This window comes from Kangiella japonica (assembly GCF_039523535.1).
Taxonomy (GTDB): domain Bacteria; phylum Pseudomonadota; class Gammaproteobacteria; order Enterobacterales; family Kangiellaceae; genus Kangiella; species Kangiella japonica.
The window spans coordinates 918,939-933,793 of record NZ_BAAAFM010000003.1; the positions used below are offsets into that span (position 1 = coordinate 918,939).

Here is a 14,855-nt window from a genome sequence, read left to right on the forward strand (position 1 = left end):
TCACTTTTCACGAAATGACCGCTTAAGGATATCTTTAAATTCTGTAACACCTTTCTCGCGTGCTAATTTTACATTATTGTCCGGAATAGACTCAGGATCGTCATAGTTTTCTAAGGCGCGGTCGAGACTGGATTCTCTCAGAATATGAAGCATTGGATAGGGTGATCGGTTGGTGTAATTCCCTTGATCGTCTTGCTCCAGACCATCAAAACAATAATCAGGGTGAAAAGTCGCAATTTGGTAGATGCCGCTATACTCCAAGCGTTCTAACAGCTGATTGCTGTAATCGACTAAGTCGAGGTAGTCATCAAACGACTCAAAACCTTGTGGCAAGATAATCAAACTGGTTTCAATGGTACTTTTTTCATCAAGCTTTTTTAGTTCATCAACCAGCTCATAGAGCACAGGTTCGATACTATTCGACAAAGATACCGTATATTCAATGGTATTTTTGACAAATTCGCGTCTTGCAAAAGGGCAAAAATTGTAACCGATAACGGTTTGCGAGAGCCAATAACGTACACTTGCGATGATGTTGTCTTTAGGGAGATCGGCCATTAGTTTGCTGCTTGATTTGAGTTATCCCGATTGTATCAGTCCACTAAAAAGAAGTCTTCGCCAGTTTTATTGGTAGAACTGCGGCATCAAATGACTTTGTATCAGTGGGGTTTATTGCTCGAAATAGGGCTTTAAATCCTCAGGAATAGGCATGGGCTTAAAGGGAGATACATTAGCGCCACCGGTGTTGCCGACAGGGTACTTGCCAAACAATGAGCCTGCCGAGCCAATCATTCTGATAATTTGATCGACTATTTCACGAAAATGAGCTTTTTTGATGCCAACTCGAAGCATCCAATAATGGCTTCGTACATGACGAAAATAGTGGGGTTGTCCGAGGATGTGGGCGCGTTCAAAGTGGTGAAAGGCATCAGAATATTGTTTATTATCATATAGTTGCTTTCCTAGGTTCAGCTCTTCTAAATACTTTTCTTTGAGGCTAGGCTTAGTCATAAGCAGGGGTAAAAGTCATCTTTTTGTAGTTTGACAGACTAGTTGGTTTGTTATTAAATAGCAACTCACTTTAGTGACTGATCAGAGCTCTTGCATCCGCGCAATTATTAATCAACGATTATCAACCAGCGATGAGGTTGCAGGGCAAAGGATAAATCATGTCAAATCAAGAACGTTCAAATAATAACGCGCCATCAAAAGAAACGTCTAAAACCATCCGTTATGCAAAATATGTTGTGAACCATCCTTGGCTTGTGCTTCTGGCATCCATCATTTTATTGCTGGGCGCAATTTATGGTGCAAGATTTTTGGAGATAAAGCCTGATTATAGGGTGTTTTTCGATGAAGATAACCCACAATTAATAGCTTTTGATCACATTCAAGATACTTATAATAAAGCTGATAATGTGATGATGGTGCTGACGCCGAAAGAGGGCAGGGTGTTCGATAAAAGCACCCTTAAAACGGTACAGTGGCTGACCGAAGAAGCATGGCAAACTCCTTACTCCACGCGTGTAGATTCGATAACCAACTATCAACACACCTGGGTAACGCCAGAAGACGAAGATTATATGTTGGTTGGTGCTTTGCTCTGCGTACCTGCAAAATCAGATGATTTTGATAGTACTTGTGAACACCAGTCCGTTACAGCTGACATGATCGATGGCTTAAGCGAGAAACAACTTAAGCGTCTTGAAAATATTGTGGTCAACGAGCCACAAGTGGTTAACCGGATGATTAACCCAGAGGGAACAGTTACTGCGGTGAACATCACGGTACAAATGCCGGATGACAAAGATCTCGAAGGTTTAGAAGGAGAAGAGCGAGATACCAAGAAGACTGAAATCCTAACCGCAACCAAAAAAGTTGCAGATTATGTGCGCCAGTTACAAAAGCAGGTAGAAGAGCGTAACCCCAACTTAGAGGTTCGCTTAACCGGCGTGGTGATGATGAACACCGCATTTGCCGAGACTGGACTTGGCGACATGATGACATTGACACCGATCATGTTGCTTCTAGTTATTCCACTCGCGCTATTTTTTATGGTGCGCAGTGTCAGCGGCACCATTGGCAGTGTCTTGGTTATCATTTTTTCAATTGCAGGCGCCATGGGCGTGGAAGGCTGGTTAGGGATTTTCCTCACAGCTCCGGTGTTCTCCGTACCGACGGTGGTGGCGACCATGGCGGTCGCAGACTCAGTGCACTTGCTTGTGACCTATATGCAAAACCTGCGTAATGGCATGGCCAAGCAGGACGCTATGGTCGAGAGTATTCGCATCAATATGATGCCGATTTTCTTAACCAGTATTACCACGGTGATTGGTTTCTTGACCATGAATTTTAGTGATGTGCCACCGCTACAAGATCTCGGTAACGTGGTTGCGGTTGGGGTGATATTTGCGTTTATCTTCTCCATTACGTTCTTGCCAGCATTTACCATGTTAATGCCAACGAAGGTCGCTCCTGGCCGTTCAACCAAACATGAAAAAATGGATCAGTTTGCGGACTTTGTGGTGGCTAAGCGTAAGCTGCTATTGCCGTTAATGACGGTCGTTTGTATTGGACTTATTGCCTTCTTACCAAAGAATGAGCTGAACGATGAGTTCGTAAAATACTTCGATGAAACTATAGATTTCCGTGTGGATTCTGATTACACCACTGAGCACTTAACTGGTCTGTATACCATGTACTACAGCGTGCAAAGTGGCTCTGAGAATGGCATCCATGAACCCACATTTATGGCCACACTACAGGACTTTGTGGAGTATGCCGAGGCGCAGCCGGAAGTGATTCATGTGCAAAGTTACACCGACGTCATGAAGCGTCTGAACAAAAGCATGAATGCCGATCGTGATAAATGTTATGCCTTGCCGGAAAAAAGCTTGAGCGAAAATTGTAACGAGGTGCTCAAAGAACCGGAAGAGGGCGTCGATCTCAATAAGCGGATCCGTGAGCTGACCGCACAGTTTACGCTAATGTACGAAATGTCGTTACCAAAAGGAATGGACCTTACCAATCAGGTGAGCAGTGATAAAGCAGGAACGCGCGTACAAATCGCACTGCACAACTTATCGAGCCTAGAAGTGTTGGCACTAGAAGAGCGATTCGCTACTTGGTTTGAGCAGAATGCCCCTGAATACGAAGTGCTAGGCTCAAGCCCTGGCGTCATGTTCGCCCACGTTGGGCAAAACAATATTTATTCCATGCTAAAAGGAACCGCTTGGGCGTTAGTCTTAATTTCGTTATTACTTATGGTTGCATTAAAGTCCTTTAAATTAGGCCTTTTGAGCCTTATTCCAAATATTATACCAATGGCGGTGGCTTTCGGGATTTGGGGCATCTTCCAAGGCCAAGTTGGTATGGGCTTGTCGGTTGTAACTGGGATGACCCTGGGAATTGTGGTCGATGATACGGTGCATTTTTTGAGTAAATACCTACGTGCGCGACGAGAAAAAGGGCTGGATTCGCATCAAGCCGTAAAATATGCCTTCCAAACAGTGGGTATGGCACTGACCGTAACCACTATTGTCTTAGTGTTAGGCTTTCTAGTCTTGGGCATGTCACATTATGTGATGAACAGCCACATGGGTATTTTGACTGCCATAACCTTGGCGGCAGCATTAATAATAGATTTCTTACTGTTACCACCGCTTTTGATGCTGGTCGACAGAAAGAACCGAAGCAAAAAAGTTTAAATTGAAACAATCAATAAGGAGTTATTGGTGAAAAGTAAAGTATTACAAAGTTTATTAATCACGGCTACCGTTATGCTAGCCAGTAGCAACCTGCAGGCAGGCGAGGCGAATAAGCGCATCGCAGCAATTAGCGATCCACAACAAAAAGGCCTAGCCATCGCACAAGAAATGAAAGCTCATAATACAGGCTGGGACGATAGCGAAGCAAAGATGGTCATGACGTTGCGCGACAAGGGCGGTAGTGAAACAGATCGCAAAGTACGCGTGAAAAGTTTAGAAGTCGACGGCGATGGTGATAAAGGGCTGAGTATTTTTGATGAACCAAGAGATGTCGAAGGAACTGCATTTTTAACCTATTCGCACATCGAAGGTAATGATGACCAGTGGCTATACTTGCCAGCGCTCAAGCGTGTGAAGCGTATTTCTTCGTCAAACAAATCAGGTCCTTGGATGGGCAGTGAGTTTGCCTATGAAGACCTGTCATCGTTCGAAGTAGAAAAGTATGACTATAAATTTGTACGCGAAGACGAGCTCAATGGAGAGAAAGTGTATGTTGTTGAGTCTTACCCAAAATATGATAACTCGGGTTATAGCAAGACTATCACCTGGGTCGATCAAGAGCATTTCAGAGTTCATCGCATCGAGTTTTTCGACAAGAAGGGCGACGCACTTAAAACTATGAATGTGTCTGATTATAAGCTTTATCTAGACAAGTTCTGGCGTGGTCACAAACAAGTGATGACAAATCACCAAACGGGCAAAAGCACCGTCGTGACTTGGTCGGACTATCAGTTTAACACTGGACTCGATGAAAAAGATTTTAACAAAAGCAGTTTAAAAAGAGCGCGATAATGACTGTGGATGTAAAGAAGATGGCGTGTGACACTGTGGACAAAAGTGCTGACAAGCTCAGCACTAGGAATGCCGACGTCACACGCCAGAAAATACTTGATACAGCCTTTGAGGAGATTCTTCTTAAGGGTTATCAGGGTCTCCGTGTAGACGGGGTTTTGAAGAAAACCGGATTGACAAAGGGCGCTTTCTATCATCACTTTGTGAGCAAAAAAGAGCTTGGCCACGCGGTTATTGACGAAGTTTTGAGGCCTTGGATTTATGAGCGCTGGATAACGCCATTACAAAATATCGAGCACTCCATTGATGGTTTAATAGAACTGTTAAAAGAAGCTCGCGACGAAATGACGGCGTGTGAACTGCATACAGGGTGTCCGCTGAACAACCTAACCCAAGAAATGTCACCGCTTGATGAATCCTTCAGAACGCGAATTGTTGCAATCTGGGATGAATGGCACCAAGCGCTAGCCGAGCTTTTAGAGCGAGGCCAACGACTTCAACAGGTTAAGACTTCATTAAAGCCAAAAAATGTAGCGCGATTCCTAATCGCAACCATGGAAGGCATTATTGGGCAATGCAAATGTTATATGAGTGATGCCGCCTTCTATGATGCTGGCGAATGCCTGCAAGACTATTTAGAAAGCCTTAGAGCCTAAGCAAACACGAGTAGAGCTACCAGTCAGTTCCTTTTTCTTGCTTAAGCTCTTGGATTTTCTTCAGCACCTCAATGGGTTGCACCTCAACTCCAGCCTCTTCCTGCTGATCAAACCAAGCAAAAAGCTCCTCTCTAACGCTACGTGAACTTTTAAGGCAATATTTAGGATGCTTTACATATACAGAAGGACTATGGATATTGCTTTGCGAATAGAAGAAGCAGTAACTATAGTCATATTTATTGATTTGGTACATGACTATTGGCCACATCACTAGCTTACTAGCAACTGCGAGTATGCCAGAGATAGCAAAAGTAATTCCTAACCGAGTCTTTAATTTTTGAGAGACGTTTTCTCTAAAGTTAAATATGGTTATCAAGATAAGGCAAGCAAGACATGGCACTGAAAGTATCAGGAAAGGACCCATGCTCGATGCTTCGACATAGAAACTACCTGAGCTTATGCGTTGAAACATTTCGAAAGTAAAGAAGTTCACTTTACTAATTGAAAAAACGATCATTGCGATATAAACAGGTATGATAAAAAGTGATAAGACTTTCATTTTGGGAGTCAAAGGCTCACCAAATTGCGCTTCCTTGCTCAAGGTTTAGACTCCATAACATATTAAATAATGTGTCGAGAATCTGGGTGTGCTGATTAATCGATTCTCATTAAGTTGATATAACTTGTCCATTAGTTTTTGATAACCATCAGCATGAAATCGTTGTCGATTAAGACCTTCTCTTTATAGTTCAAAACAAAAAGCCCAGAGGTCATGTGTGCTATATCACAAGTGTAAGTCGGTTCTTCTAGAGTAGTACATCTACTGGCAGTGGCTAATAAGATGTCGAATATTGCAAAGCTTTACGATTCTTATATGGAAAAAGATGATAACCAAAAATTAGCTAAATATAACAGGATATACAAAAATGGCGTCGGTACAATTAATGAAAAGGATGATGTTCTTAGTGGTTTAGCGCTGGGTGAAGGTGGTATTGAAAGAGTGCATGAAGCTATAAAAGACGTGGCTAAGTTCTTTGATAAAAAACCTTGTTCGAGAGAATTTATTGTTGATGTTTTTGGTTTCAGTCGTGGTGCTGCGCAAGCGAGACATTTTATAAATGAGCTACATGATCGTGCTGCTGGACCGAATGTTAAGGTTGGCTTCGTAGGAATTTATGACACAGTGGCATCTTTTGCTGGAAGTTGGATAGGAGCGCTGGATCCTACCGACTTAATATCGGACGATGAGGCTGGCGATAATATTAATCGATATAAAGTCTCGGAATATCAAGGACAAAGGAGAGTCAGAAGAGGTCGACGAATTGTAGAGGCGCCATACTACAAAGACATTATCAAAGACTTTAACTTCCATTTAAGTTCTGCTTCTGCTGATTACATAGAACATTTTGTGGCAAGAGATGAAGTTCGGAAAAATTTTCCATTAAGTAGTTTAGAGCCTAACGATGGTGGTTTCTTAAATCAAAAAACCTATATAGGTGTTCACTCTGATATTGGTGGGGGATATGCTGAAGATGAGGGTGAAATAGAGAATAAATTAGACTGGATTTCAGAGTATAAAGAGGTTCCGGGTGCGAGAATTGGTGGTTATGACAGAGCCTATCCACACTTAAGTAATCAATATCGAAAAGTTGAACGATATACAGAGGTTGAAATTGAGAAAATAAGGCAAGCATACTGGAAGCTCGGTTATAACATTAGCGAAGAAAGGTTCGGCAGAAAAATTTGGTTAGTTGGAAAGAAAAAGGTTACTAATACTCTGTCTAACGTATACTTAAGATTAATGCATAAGAAAGCGATCTCATCTAGCGTACCATTTGATGACCTACCAGGTGGAAAAGAATACGATATCCCTTCAGAGCTCCAAGATTACTGGGAATCAGTATTAAACGGTAATATTTATCCCGCTTCAAAAGAACGTGATATCTATGCAAAAGTTGTACATCAATCTGATGTTGACGCAGAAGATAGAGCGCCTATATATAAACCTACGAAATACTTTTCTGATTTAGCTAATGAGCCTGATGTCGGAGAAATTAGAACTATTTTCCCGAATGACTCTACGTTTGCAGTGCAGCCTGACGAAAATGCATAATATGTATGCAAATGGTGCTGAAATTAATACAGAAAACTTAGCTAGTCGCAGAAAAGGGAAAAACACGTGATGAAATAAATGGAGTTAACTAATTGTAATAGAAATATTCGAATAGAAAACTAATCCTATGGACTAAGGGGTTATTTAAATATTGGGTACTTTATGAACGATTAGAGATTTAAGTAGTTGTTAATTAAAAGAATGCAAACTCTTATAAAGCGGTTTCAATCGGTTATAGACTTTCTTGTAAACATCCTGCTGAAGATTTTGATAAATTTCTGAGTTTTCAGGGTTCGGTAGGAATACCTTTCCATGACGGCACATAGATTTAATTGCTTCATGATAACTTGTATAAATACCAATACCCACTGCAGCGTTTATGGCGGCACCTAGGGCTGAGGTTTCATAGGTGTGTGGACGTGTTGCTGGCAAGTTAAAGATATCAGCAGTTAGCTGCATGCTGGTGTCGCTTTGTGAGCCGCCGCCTGATACTAGAAGTTCGGTAATCGGCTGCTTGGTTTTCTTCTGAATCGCCTCCATACCTTCGCGTAGACTATAAGCAATTCCTTCTAAAATAGCGCGGTAGACATGAGCTTTGGTGTGAGTATCTTTAAAACCAATAATAGCACCACGAGCTTCTGGACCTGGGGTTTTTACGCCGGGAGACCAGTAGGGTTGTAGTATTAAACCATCAGAGCCAGGGGGTATATCTTTTATGCTTTCTTCCAATAGTTGCTCTGCAGAAACACCAAGCTCTTTAGAAAGCTGTTGTTCAGCGTGCGCAAACTCTTGTTTGAACCAGTTAACCATCCAATAGCCGCGATGAACTTGAAATTCGAGTGTATAACTCCCTGAAACAGAGGATGGATAGGGCGGTATAAAGCGAATAGGCTCTAGGTATTTTTCACTGGTGACGTTGACCGTTGCTGTTGTGCCGTAACTTAAGCAAGCTTGGTGTTGATGAAGGCAACCTGAGCCTAGTACTTCTGAGGCTTTATCGGCGCCAGCGGCGATAACTGGAAGCCCTTCTGGAAGTCCGGTTTGCGTGGAAGCCTCTGGGTTGAGTTTACCGACCAACTCTCCTGGTTTAACAAGATCAGGCAGTTGGTGAGGCTCTAGTGGAGCGACTTGCCACTTCCAGTCAGAAGGTTTTGCCCACTGATGGCGTTTATAATCAAATGGGATATAGCTTACTTGAGACGCTGTTGAGTCCTTATAAGTACCAGTAAGTCGATAATTTAGATAGCCAGAGAGTAATAAATATTTAGAGGTTTTTTCCCAAATATCAGGCTGATGATGAGCTATCCAAGCTGCTTGGCAACTAGACTGAAAGTTTTTTAAAGTGGGTGTTAAACCTGAAATCTTAAAGAGATAGTTCCAATAGCCTTTAAGTGGTTTAGTCTGCTCGAGTTCTCGTTGGTCACTCCAAATTATGGCAGGTCTTAAAGGCTCTCCATGCTCATCTAAATTAACCACAGTGTTTCTAAGTGTGGTCAGTGACATAGCTTTTATTCGTTGAAAAGACTCTGGGCTGTCAGCTTTTAATTTTTGACAAGCCATGCATAAGATATCCCAAAAATACTGGGGGTGTTGCTCATACCAGCCCGGATGCTGTGAAATGTAATCGGTGATGGGGATTTGGCATTTGCTAAGGATATTTCCGCGTAGGTCAAAAATAATGGCACGCAAGCTCTGCGTACCATTATCGATGGTTAATATCGTCGGCTCGTTCAATTACTGTCCTATACCAGAATGGCGCAATAGTGCATCTGGAGAAGGTTCGCGACCACGGAATGCTTTGAATAATTCATCGGGTTCTGCTGAACCACCTTTTTGTAGGATGTGCTCTAAAAAGTCTTGCCCCGTTTTGGGGTTAAAAATCCCTTCTTCTTCAAAGCGTGAGAAAGCATCGGCTGATAACACTTCGGCCCATTTATAACTGTAATACCCTGCAGCATAGCCACCCGCAAAAATATGTCCAAAACTGTGTTGGAAGCGATTAAACTCGGGCGGTGTAATAACGGAGACTTCTGCTCGAACTTGGTCTAGTTGTTGTTGGATCTGATCGGGGTTATTTGGATCAAATTCACTGTGAATCTTGAAGTCGAACATTGAGAACTCAAGTTGCCGCACCATTTGCATCGCTGACTGGAAGTTTTTAGCCGCAAGTAAGCGCTCTAACTTTTCTTTTGGCAACGGCTCGCCACTTTCGTAGTGTTTAGCGATTTTTGCTAAACCTTCTTCTTCCCAGCAAAAGTTTTCCAAGAACTGACTTGGCAATTCAACAGCATCCCAAGGGACTCCAGAAATTCCAGCAACCGACGCATGATTAATTTGAGTCAGCATGTGGTGCAACCCATGACCAAACTCATGGAACAAGGTTGTTACTTCGTCATGAGTAAATAATGCCGGCGTATCGCCCACAGGGCCATTAAAGTTGCAGGTTAGAAATGCAACAGGCTTTTGAATACCCTGTTTGGTTTCGCGACGGCCAATGCAGTCGGCCATCCAAGCGCCGCCACGTTTATTACGACGAGCGTATAAATCAAGGTAGAAACTTGCGATATAGTTGTCTGCAAGATCATAGATATCATAAAAGCGTACGTCCTCATGCCAGGTTTCGACGTCGTCACGCTCTTGGAATTTGATGTTAAATAATGTGCCTGTAATTTCGAACATGCCTTTGATCACTTGGTCTTCTGGGAACCAAGGGCGTAATTCTTCTTGAGAAATGCTGTAACGCTCACTTTTCAGCTTTTCACTGTAGTAAGCCAAATCCCATGCTTCGAGTTTGTCTACACCATGCTTTTCTTTGGCGTAGTCGGTGAGTTCTTGCAAATCCTTTTCAGCCTGTGGTTTCGATTTAGCCGCAAGTTCGCTAAGGAAAGCCATAACTTCAGAAGTGGACTTTGCCATTTTAGTGGCAAGCGATAGTTCGCCATAATGTTCAAAGTCGAGCAACTGGGCTAGCTCGTGACGGAGCGCCAGTATCTCTGGCATAATGGCGCTGTTGTCGAATTCGCCCGCATTTGGGCCTTTATCGGAAGCGCGGGTCGAAAAGGCGGTATAGACTTCTTTGCGAAGTTCGCGATCGTTGGCGTGCATCATTACTGGCAAGTAAGACGGAAAGTCTAAAGAAATTCGATAACCTTCTATATCACTGGCTTCTGCTGCTTGCCTAGCGGCAGCGATAGCCGACTCTGGTAAGCCGTCGAGAGCCTCTGCTGACTCAAAATCTTTGTGCCATGCCATAGTGGCATCGAGCAGGTTTTGTTCGAATTTGGAGGTGAGTTCCGATAAGCGCTTTTGAATCTCACCATAGCGCTTTTGCTTTTCTGGGCTTAGTGCGACACCAGACAATTTAAAGTCGCGCAAGTCATCTTTAAGAATCTTGCGTTGGACTTTATCAAGGCCAAGCGTCTCAGCTTTTGCATCGAGAGCCTTAACCGCATTATAAAGGCCCTTGTGTTGCCCCATTTCAGTACCGTAATCAGATAGAAGTGGTAAACAGGCATTATAAGCATCACGCACTTCGTCCGAGTTTGCGACAGAATTGATGTGGCTGATGGGTGACCAGGCGCGATCGAGCCGATCATTGATATCTTCTAAAGGCTTGACGAAGTTATCCCAAGTAATGGCTTCTTCTGTTACGCTTTCTGTTAGCTCGTTAATCGCTTGGCGACTATCGTTGATTATGGTTTCGATGGCTTCAACCATTTGTGATGGTTGAATTTTCTTAAATGGAGGTAGGCCTGTTACATTGAATAAAGGATTAGTCATAATTACCTGCTAAGACGATTTATTGAGTTCGTACAATTTTGCTTCTTTTGATAAAGCATAATATGCGGCTAGATGTGAAAAAATAAAGCCCCGCAGTCCTGAGAAGCAATAGCGATAGACGAGGTAGTTGCGAATAAACTCTAGTGGGTAAATCAGTATTAGCTTTAAAGCAGAAGCCTTACGCCCTTTAAGGAACTTTTCTTTTGCCTTTAACGAAGAGTATTTATTATATTTATCAGTAAGTTGTGCAATATCTGCGTAACCATAGTGGTTAAAAGCCGCAGAGGTGTGCTTAATTTTTCCGAGAATATCGGGACCTTCGTGGACTAAATTATGAATAAGGTATTTCACACAAGACTTTTTAAATAAGCGCGTATTAGTCGGTAGACGAGTCAATTTCGAGAAGAATTTACCAATAAACAAGTCGTTGCGACGACATTTCAACGCAACATAATCATGCTCACTGTTAATAAACTGTTTAACTTCATCAATGAAATTAGGCGTTAACTCTTCATCAGCGTCTAAGTTAAGCACCCACTCGTGCCGGCATAGATCTTTCGCATACTGCTTTTGCTTGGCGTAACCAGGCCAGTCATGATGAATAACCTTAGCGCCTTTTGATTGGGCGATGGACTTGGTTTGATCGGTGCTACCACTATCCACCACGATGATTTCGTCAAACTCTTGGCAGCTATCTAGCACACGACCGATATGATGCTCTTCATCTTGCGCGACAATAAATACACTAACCGGAATTTTGCTCATAATACTTCTTAGACGTTAAGTAGGTTGCTTGGGATGTGAATGTCTAACCACTTCGATAATTTCAGTGGTAGAAACGGACGGTGTCCGAGGTAAGTATTTAACTTGGCACAAATTGGATAAATCATCAAACTTACCCTGCCAGTCGTCCCCCATCACTAAAATATCGGCCTTATACTTTTTGATGTATTCGGCTTTAAGCTCTAATGACTCTTCGGAAAAAACATAATCCACACAAGCTAAAGCACTGATAATGTGTCTGCGGTCTTCTTCGGAATAAATAGGGTAGCGATTTTTCTTGGAGTAATTAAGCTGATCTGAAGAAACGCCAACATAAAGCTCTGTGCCAAAAGAGCGAGCACGCTCAAGGATGTTGACATGACCTACATGAAAAACATCGAATGTACCAAAAGTGATGACGCGCATAATTTATCCTGAGCTTAATAAAAACTGTGCTACCCGCTGCGAACTTTTACCGTCGATAGTGCCGACGACTTCTTCGGTGATTCGTTTGCGAGCAACTTGGTGAAGCGATCGGTCGTTAATATTAGATTCTACCGCATCCTGCAACTCGCGATAATGGTCTATATTAGTGCCCATTGATTGAAATAGTTGGTAGTCGTCGGATAGTCGCTTGTTGAGCCTAAATTTGAGTAGGCCACGATATCCCCAGCGTAATTTTAGGAAGTGACAAATAATAACAGGCTTATCTAAGGCTATAAACTCAAATAGCGCAGACGAGGTTTCGCTGATCATCAAATCAGCTGTAGCCATAAATGGTACAAGGTTTTGCTCACTTTCTTTTGCCAAATAGACATTTGGAAATGTTGCCCAATGTTGTAGCAACGCTCTTTGCTTTTTATAAGCGGACTTAATTAGCGATAAATAGTGGGGCTTTAACAATATATTGTAGTGCTTGAAATCGTGTGGCCAATCTTTTGGGAAATTTTCTATTGTGCTGGGGTAGAACGTCGGCGAATACAGCAGAGTTGGCTTATTTGGGTCAAGCCCTAATTCAGACAAGTCTATTTTAATAGAATCATCATTCACTGCCGGATCCAGCTTGGTGTAACCCGTGGTAATAAAAGTCTTATCAGGGTAGAGTTCTTGCAACGTTGTTTGTCGCGCTTCAGACTCAACAAAGCGATACTGGATGGGGGCACTGGAAGCATTATAGTAGGTAGACTTTGGTCCGAGCCCATGCAAAATTAGAGCTGTTTTCGTAAAGCCGTTGAGTTGCTCTGCAATTTCGGCAGCGTGGCCAAAAATCACCCAGTCAGGTTTTTGTTGCTGATAAAAGGATAGCCTTTGTTCTGAGTCAATAATCTCAGTTGTAACATTGATACGGTGAAGAGACTCTAAGATAGATTGCGGTGGTGTTATCGTGAAAATAACTTTTAATTCAATTTTCTCCTCTCCAGCGTTATCTAATAGCGCTTTAATGACGGGCTCGAAGTGGGGGAGATAATACAGGTATGCAACGTCGAAAAATATTTTCACAAGTAATACTTCAAATTCTCGATGAGTGGATTATAAATAAGTGATCGATATGTTTATAATCGAATCATTATAACCAGAAATTAGATGAAAAGACTATGACTGATAGACAGACAGATAAGCGCGCAGACAATCATTACAACTTTCTTGCGATTGGTGGAGGAAGTGGCGGTATTGCCTCAGCTAACCGCGCTTCTATGCATGGCGCGAAAAGTGCCATTATTGAAAGCAAAGCCTTGGGCGGAACCTGTGTCAATGTCGGATGTGTACCTAAGAAGGCCATGTGGTATGGCGCGCAAATTGCTGAAGCTTTCAAATATGCACCAGATTATGGCTTTAACGCAACTGAAGTTGACTTTAAATGGAGTAAATTAGTCGAAAGCCGAGAAGCTTACATTTCTCGAATTCACCAAAGTTATGAGCGCAACTTGGGTAATAATAAGGTGGATGTCATTGAAGGTTATGCAAAATTTGTCGATAAGAATACGGTTGAGGTCAATGGTGAGCGCTATACCGCTGATCATATTGTGATTGCCACAGGTGGCTACCCCATAATTCCAGAAATCCCAGGCGCGGAGTATGGTATTGATTCCGATGGCTTCTTTGAGTTACAGGAGCAACCGAAAAGAGCCGCTGTGGTTGGTGGCGGATATATTGCAGTGGAAATTGCGGGCGTCTTTCAGGCATTAGGCACTAAAACTGATTTGGTCGTTCGAAAGCATAAGCCTTTAAGAGACTTTGATGACATTTTAAGTGATACCTTGGTTGATATTATGCGCGATTCAGGGCCTCAGCTACATACGCACAGTGTGCCTAAGTCGGTGGAAAAATTGGACTCAGGGGAATTGTTGTTGCACTTGGAAAATGGTGAAACGATAGGGCCTGTTGATACCATTGTTTGGGCCATTGGACGTGCGCCAGCCACTAAAGGGCTTGGTCTAGAGCATACCAATGTAACAACCAACGACGATGGCTTTATTAAAACGGATAAATACCAAAATACGACTGCCAAAGGTATTTATGCGATTGGTGATAACACTGGGCGCTTAGCCTTAACGCCAGTCGCCATTCAAGCTGGTCGTCGCCTCGCTGAGCGTTTGTTCAATAACAAAGAGAACGAATTCTTAGACTACACCAATGTACCAACGGTGGTCTTCAGTCACCCGCCTATTGGCACAGTGGGCATGACGGAGTCAGAAGCGAGCGAAACCTATGGCGAGGAAAACATAAAGGTGTATAACTCGACATTTACCGCTATGTATTCTGCATTAACACAGCATCGTGAACCGACCAAAATGAAGCTAGTTTGCGCCGGCCCTGAAGAGCGAGTGGTTGGTATACACGGCATTGGTTTTGGTGTGGACGAGATCCTACAAGGCTTTGCGGTTGCTTTAAAGATGGGCGCTACGAAGGCAGATCTGGATGATACGGTGGCTATTCATCCTACATCCGCGGAAGAGTTCGTAACCATGCGCTAGACTTGTAAGA

General features: G+C 42.8%; 13 protein-coding genes. 5 read left to right on the plus strand and 8 right to left on the minus strand.

Annotated features, from left to right (window positions below; translation table 11 throughout):
• Together ABD128_RS07785 and ABD128_RS07790 are read right to left on the minus strand one after the other, a co-directional pair.
• Complete coding sequence (locus ABD128_RS07785; RefSeq protein ID WP_343988885.1) at nucleotides 1–558, minus strand: DUF1415 domain-containing protein; 558 nt, start codon at nucleotides 556–558, stop codon at nucleotides 1–3.
• 111 nt (nucleotides 559–669) lie between these two features.
• Nucleotides 670–1,011 carry a DUF3703 domain-containing protein gene (locus ABD128_RS07790; RefSeq protein WP_343988887.1) on the minus strand — a complete coding sequence of 114 codons (342 nt, stop codon included), beginning with the start codon at nucleotides 1,009–1,011 and terminating at the stop codon, nucleotides 670–672.
• A 158-nt stretch (nucleotides 1,012–1,169) separates the two neighbouring features.
• On the opposite strand from ABD128_RS07790, the gene ABD128_RS07795 reads away from it, so the two are divergent.
• The 3 genes from ABD128_RS07795 to ABD128_RS07805 all read left to right on the plus strand — a co-directional run bounded on the left by ABD128_RS07795 (nucleotide 1,170) and on the right by ABD128_RS07805 (nucleotide 5,215).
• Nucleotides 1,170–3,707 carry an efflux RND transporter permease subunit gene (locus tag ABD128_RS07795; protein WP_343988889.1) on the plus strand — a complete coding sequence of 846 codons (2,538 nt, stop codon included), beginning with the start codon at nucleotides 1,170–1,172 and terminating at the stop codon, nucleotides 3,705–3,707.
• A gap of 72 nt (nucleotides 3,708–3,779) precedes the next feature.
• Nucleotides 3,780–4,559, plus strand: coding sequence for an outer membrane lipoprotein-sorting protein (locus ABD128_RS07800; RefSeq protein WP_343989388.1), 780 nt, complete (start codon nucleotides 3,780–3,782; stop codon nucleotides 4,557–4,559).
• Nucleotides 4,559–5,215 (plus strand): TetR/AcrR family transcriptional regulator, encoded by a 657-nt coding sequence (locus tag ABD128_RS07805; RefSeq protein ID WP_343988891.1) that lies wholly within the window; start codon nucleotides 4,559–4,561, stop codon nucleotides 5,213–5,215. The genes ABD128_RS07800 and ABD128_RS07805 overlap by 1 nt, the downstream gene beginning before the upstream one ends.
• A 16-nt stretch (nucleotides 5,216–5,231) precedes the next feature.
• Here ABD128_RS07805 and ABD128_RS07810 read toward each other — a convergent pair whose 3' ends face one another.
• Nucleotides 5,232–5,816: a hypothetical protein gene (locus tag ABD128_RS07810; protein WP_343988893.1), complete on the minus strand. Its 585-nt coding sequence runs from the start codon at nucleotides 5,814–5,816 to the stop codon at nucleotides 5,232–5,234.
• A gap of 273 nt (nucleotides 5,817–6,089) precedes the next feature.
• Between ABD128_RS07810 and ABD128_RS07815 the strand changes: the two genes are divergently transcribed.
• Entirely contained in the window at nucleotides 6,090–7,328 is a 1,239-nt protein-coding gene (locus tag ABD128_RS07815) for a phospholipase effector Tle1 domain-containing protein (protein WP_425545678.1), read from the plus strand.
• Nucleotides 7,329–7,517: 189 nt separating this feature from the next.
• Here the strand turns inward: ABD128_RS07815 and ABD128_RS07820 are convergent, their stop codons facing one another.
• Genes ABD128_RS07820 through ABD128_RS07840 form a run of 5 tightly spaced genes read right to left on the minus strand, consistent with a single transcriptional unit; the run spans nucleotide 7,518 to nucleotide 13,370 of the window.
• Nucleotides 7,518–9,062 (minus strand): FGGY-family carbohydrate kinase, encoded by a 1,545-nt coding sequence (locus tag ABD128_RS07820; protein ID WP_343988897.1) that lies wholly within the window; start codon nucleotides 9,060–9,062, stop codon nucleotides 7,518–7,520.
• Nucleotides 9,063–11,108 carry an oligopeptidase A gene (prlC, locus tag ABD128_RS07825; RefSeq protein WP_343988899.1) on the minus strand — a complete coding sequence of 682 codons (2,046 nt, stop codon included), beginning with the start codon at nucleotides 11,106–11,108 and terminating at the stop codon, nucleotides 9,063–9,065. It abuts the gene before it with no gap.
• Between the two features lie 9 nt (nucleotides 11,109–11,117).
• Complete coding sequence (locus ABD128_RS07830; RefSeq protein ID WP_343988901.1) at nucleotides 11,118–11,873, minus strand: glycosyltransferase family 2 protein; 756 nt, start codon at nucleotides 11,871–11,873, stop codon at nucleotides 11,118–11,120.
• 15 nt (nucleotides 11,874–11,888) lie between these two features.
• Nucleotides 11,889–12,296, minus strand: coding sequence for an FAD synthase family protein (locus ABD128_RS07835; protein ID WP_343988903.1), 408 nt, complete (start codon nucleotides 12,294–12,296; stop codon nucleotides 11,889–11,891).
• 3 nt (nucleotides 12,297–12,299) lie between these two features.
• The gene (locus tag ABD128_RS07840) at nucleotides 12,300–13,370 is read right to left on the minus strand and encodes a CDP-glycerol glycerophosphotransferase family protein (RefSeq protein WP_343988905.1); all 1,071 of its coding nucleotides are present in this window, start codon (nucleotides 13,368–13,370) and stop codon (nucleotides 12,300–12,302) included.
• 95 nt (nucleotides 13,371–13,465) lie between these two features.
• Between ABD128_RS07840 and gorA the strand changes: the two genes are divergently transcribed.
• Nucleotides 13,466–14,845 (plus strand): glutathione-disulfide reductase, encoded by a 1,380-nt coding sequence (gene gorA, locus ABD128_RS07845; protein ID WP_343988907.1) that lies wholly within the window; start codon nucleotides 13,466–13,468, stop codon nucleotides 14,843–14,845.
• Nucleotides 14,846–14,855: the final 10 nt, after the last annotated feature.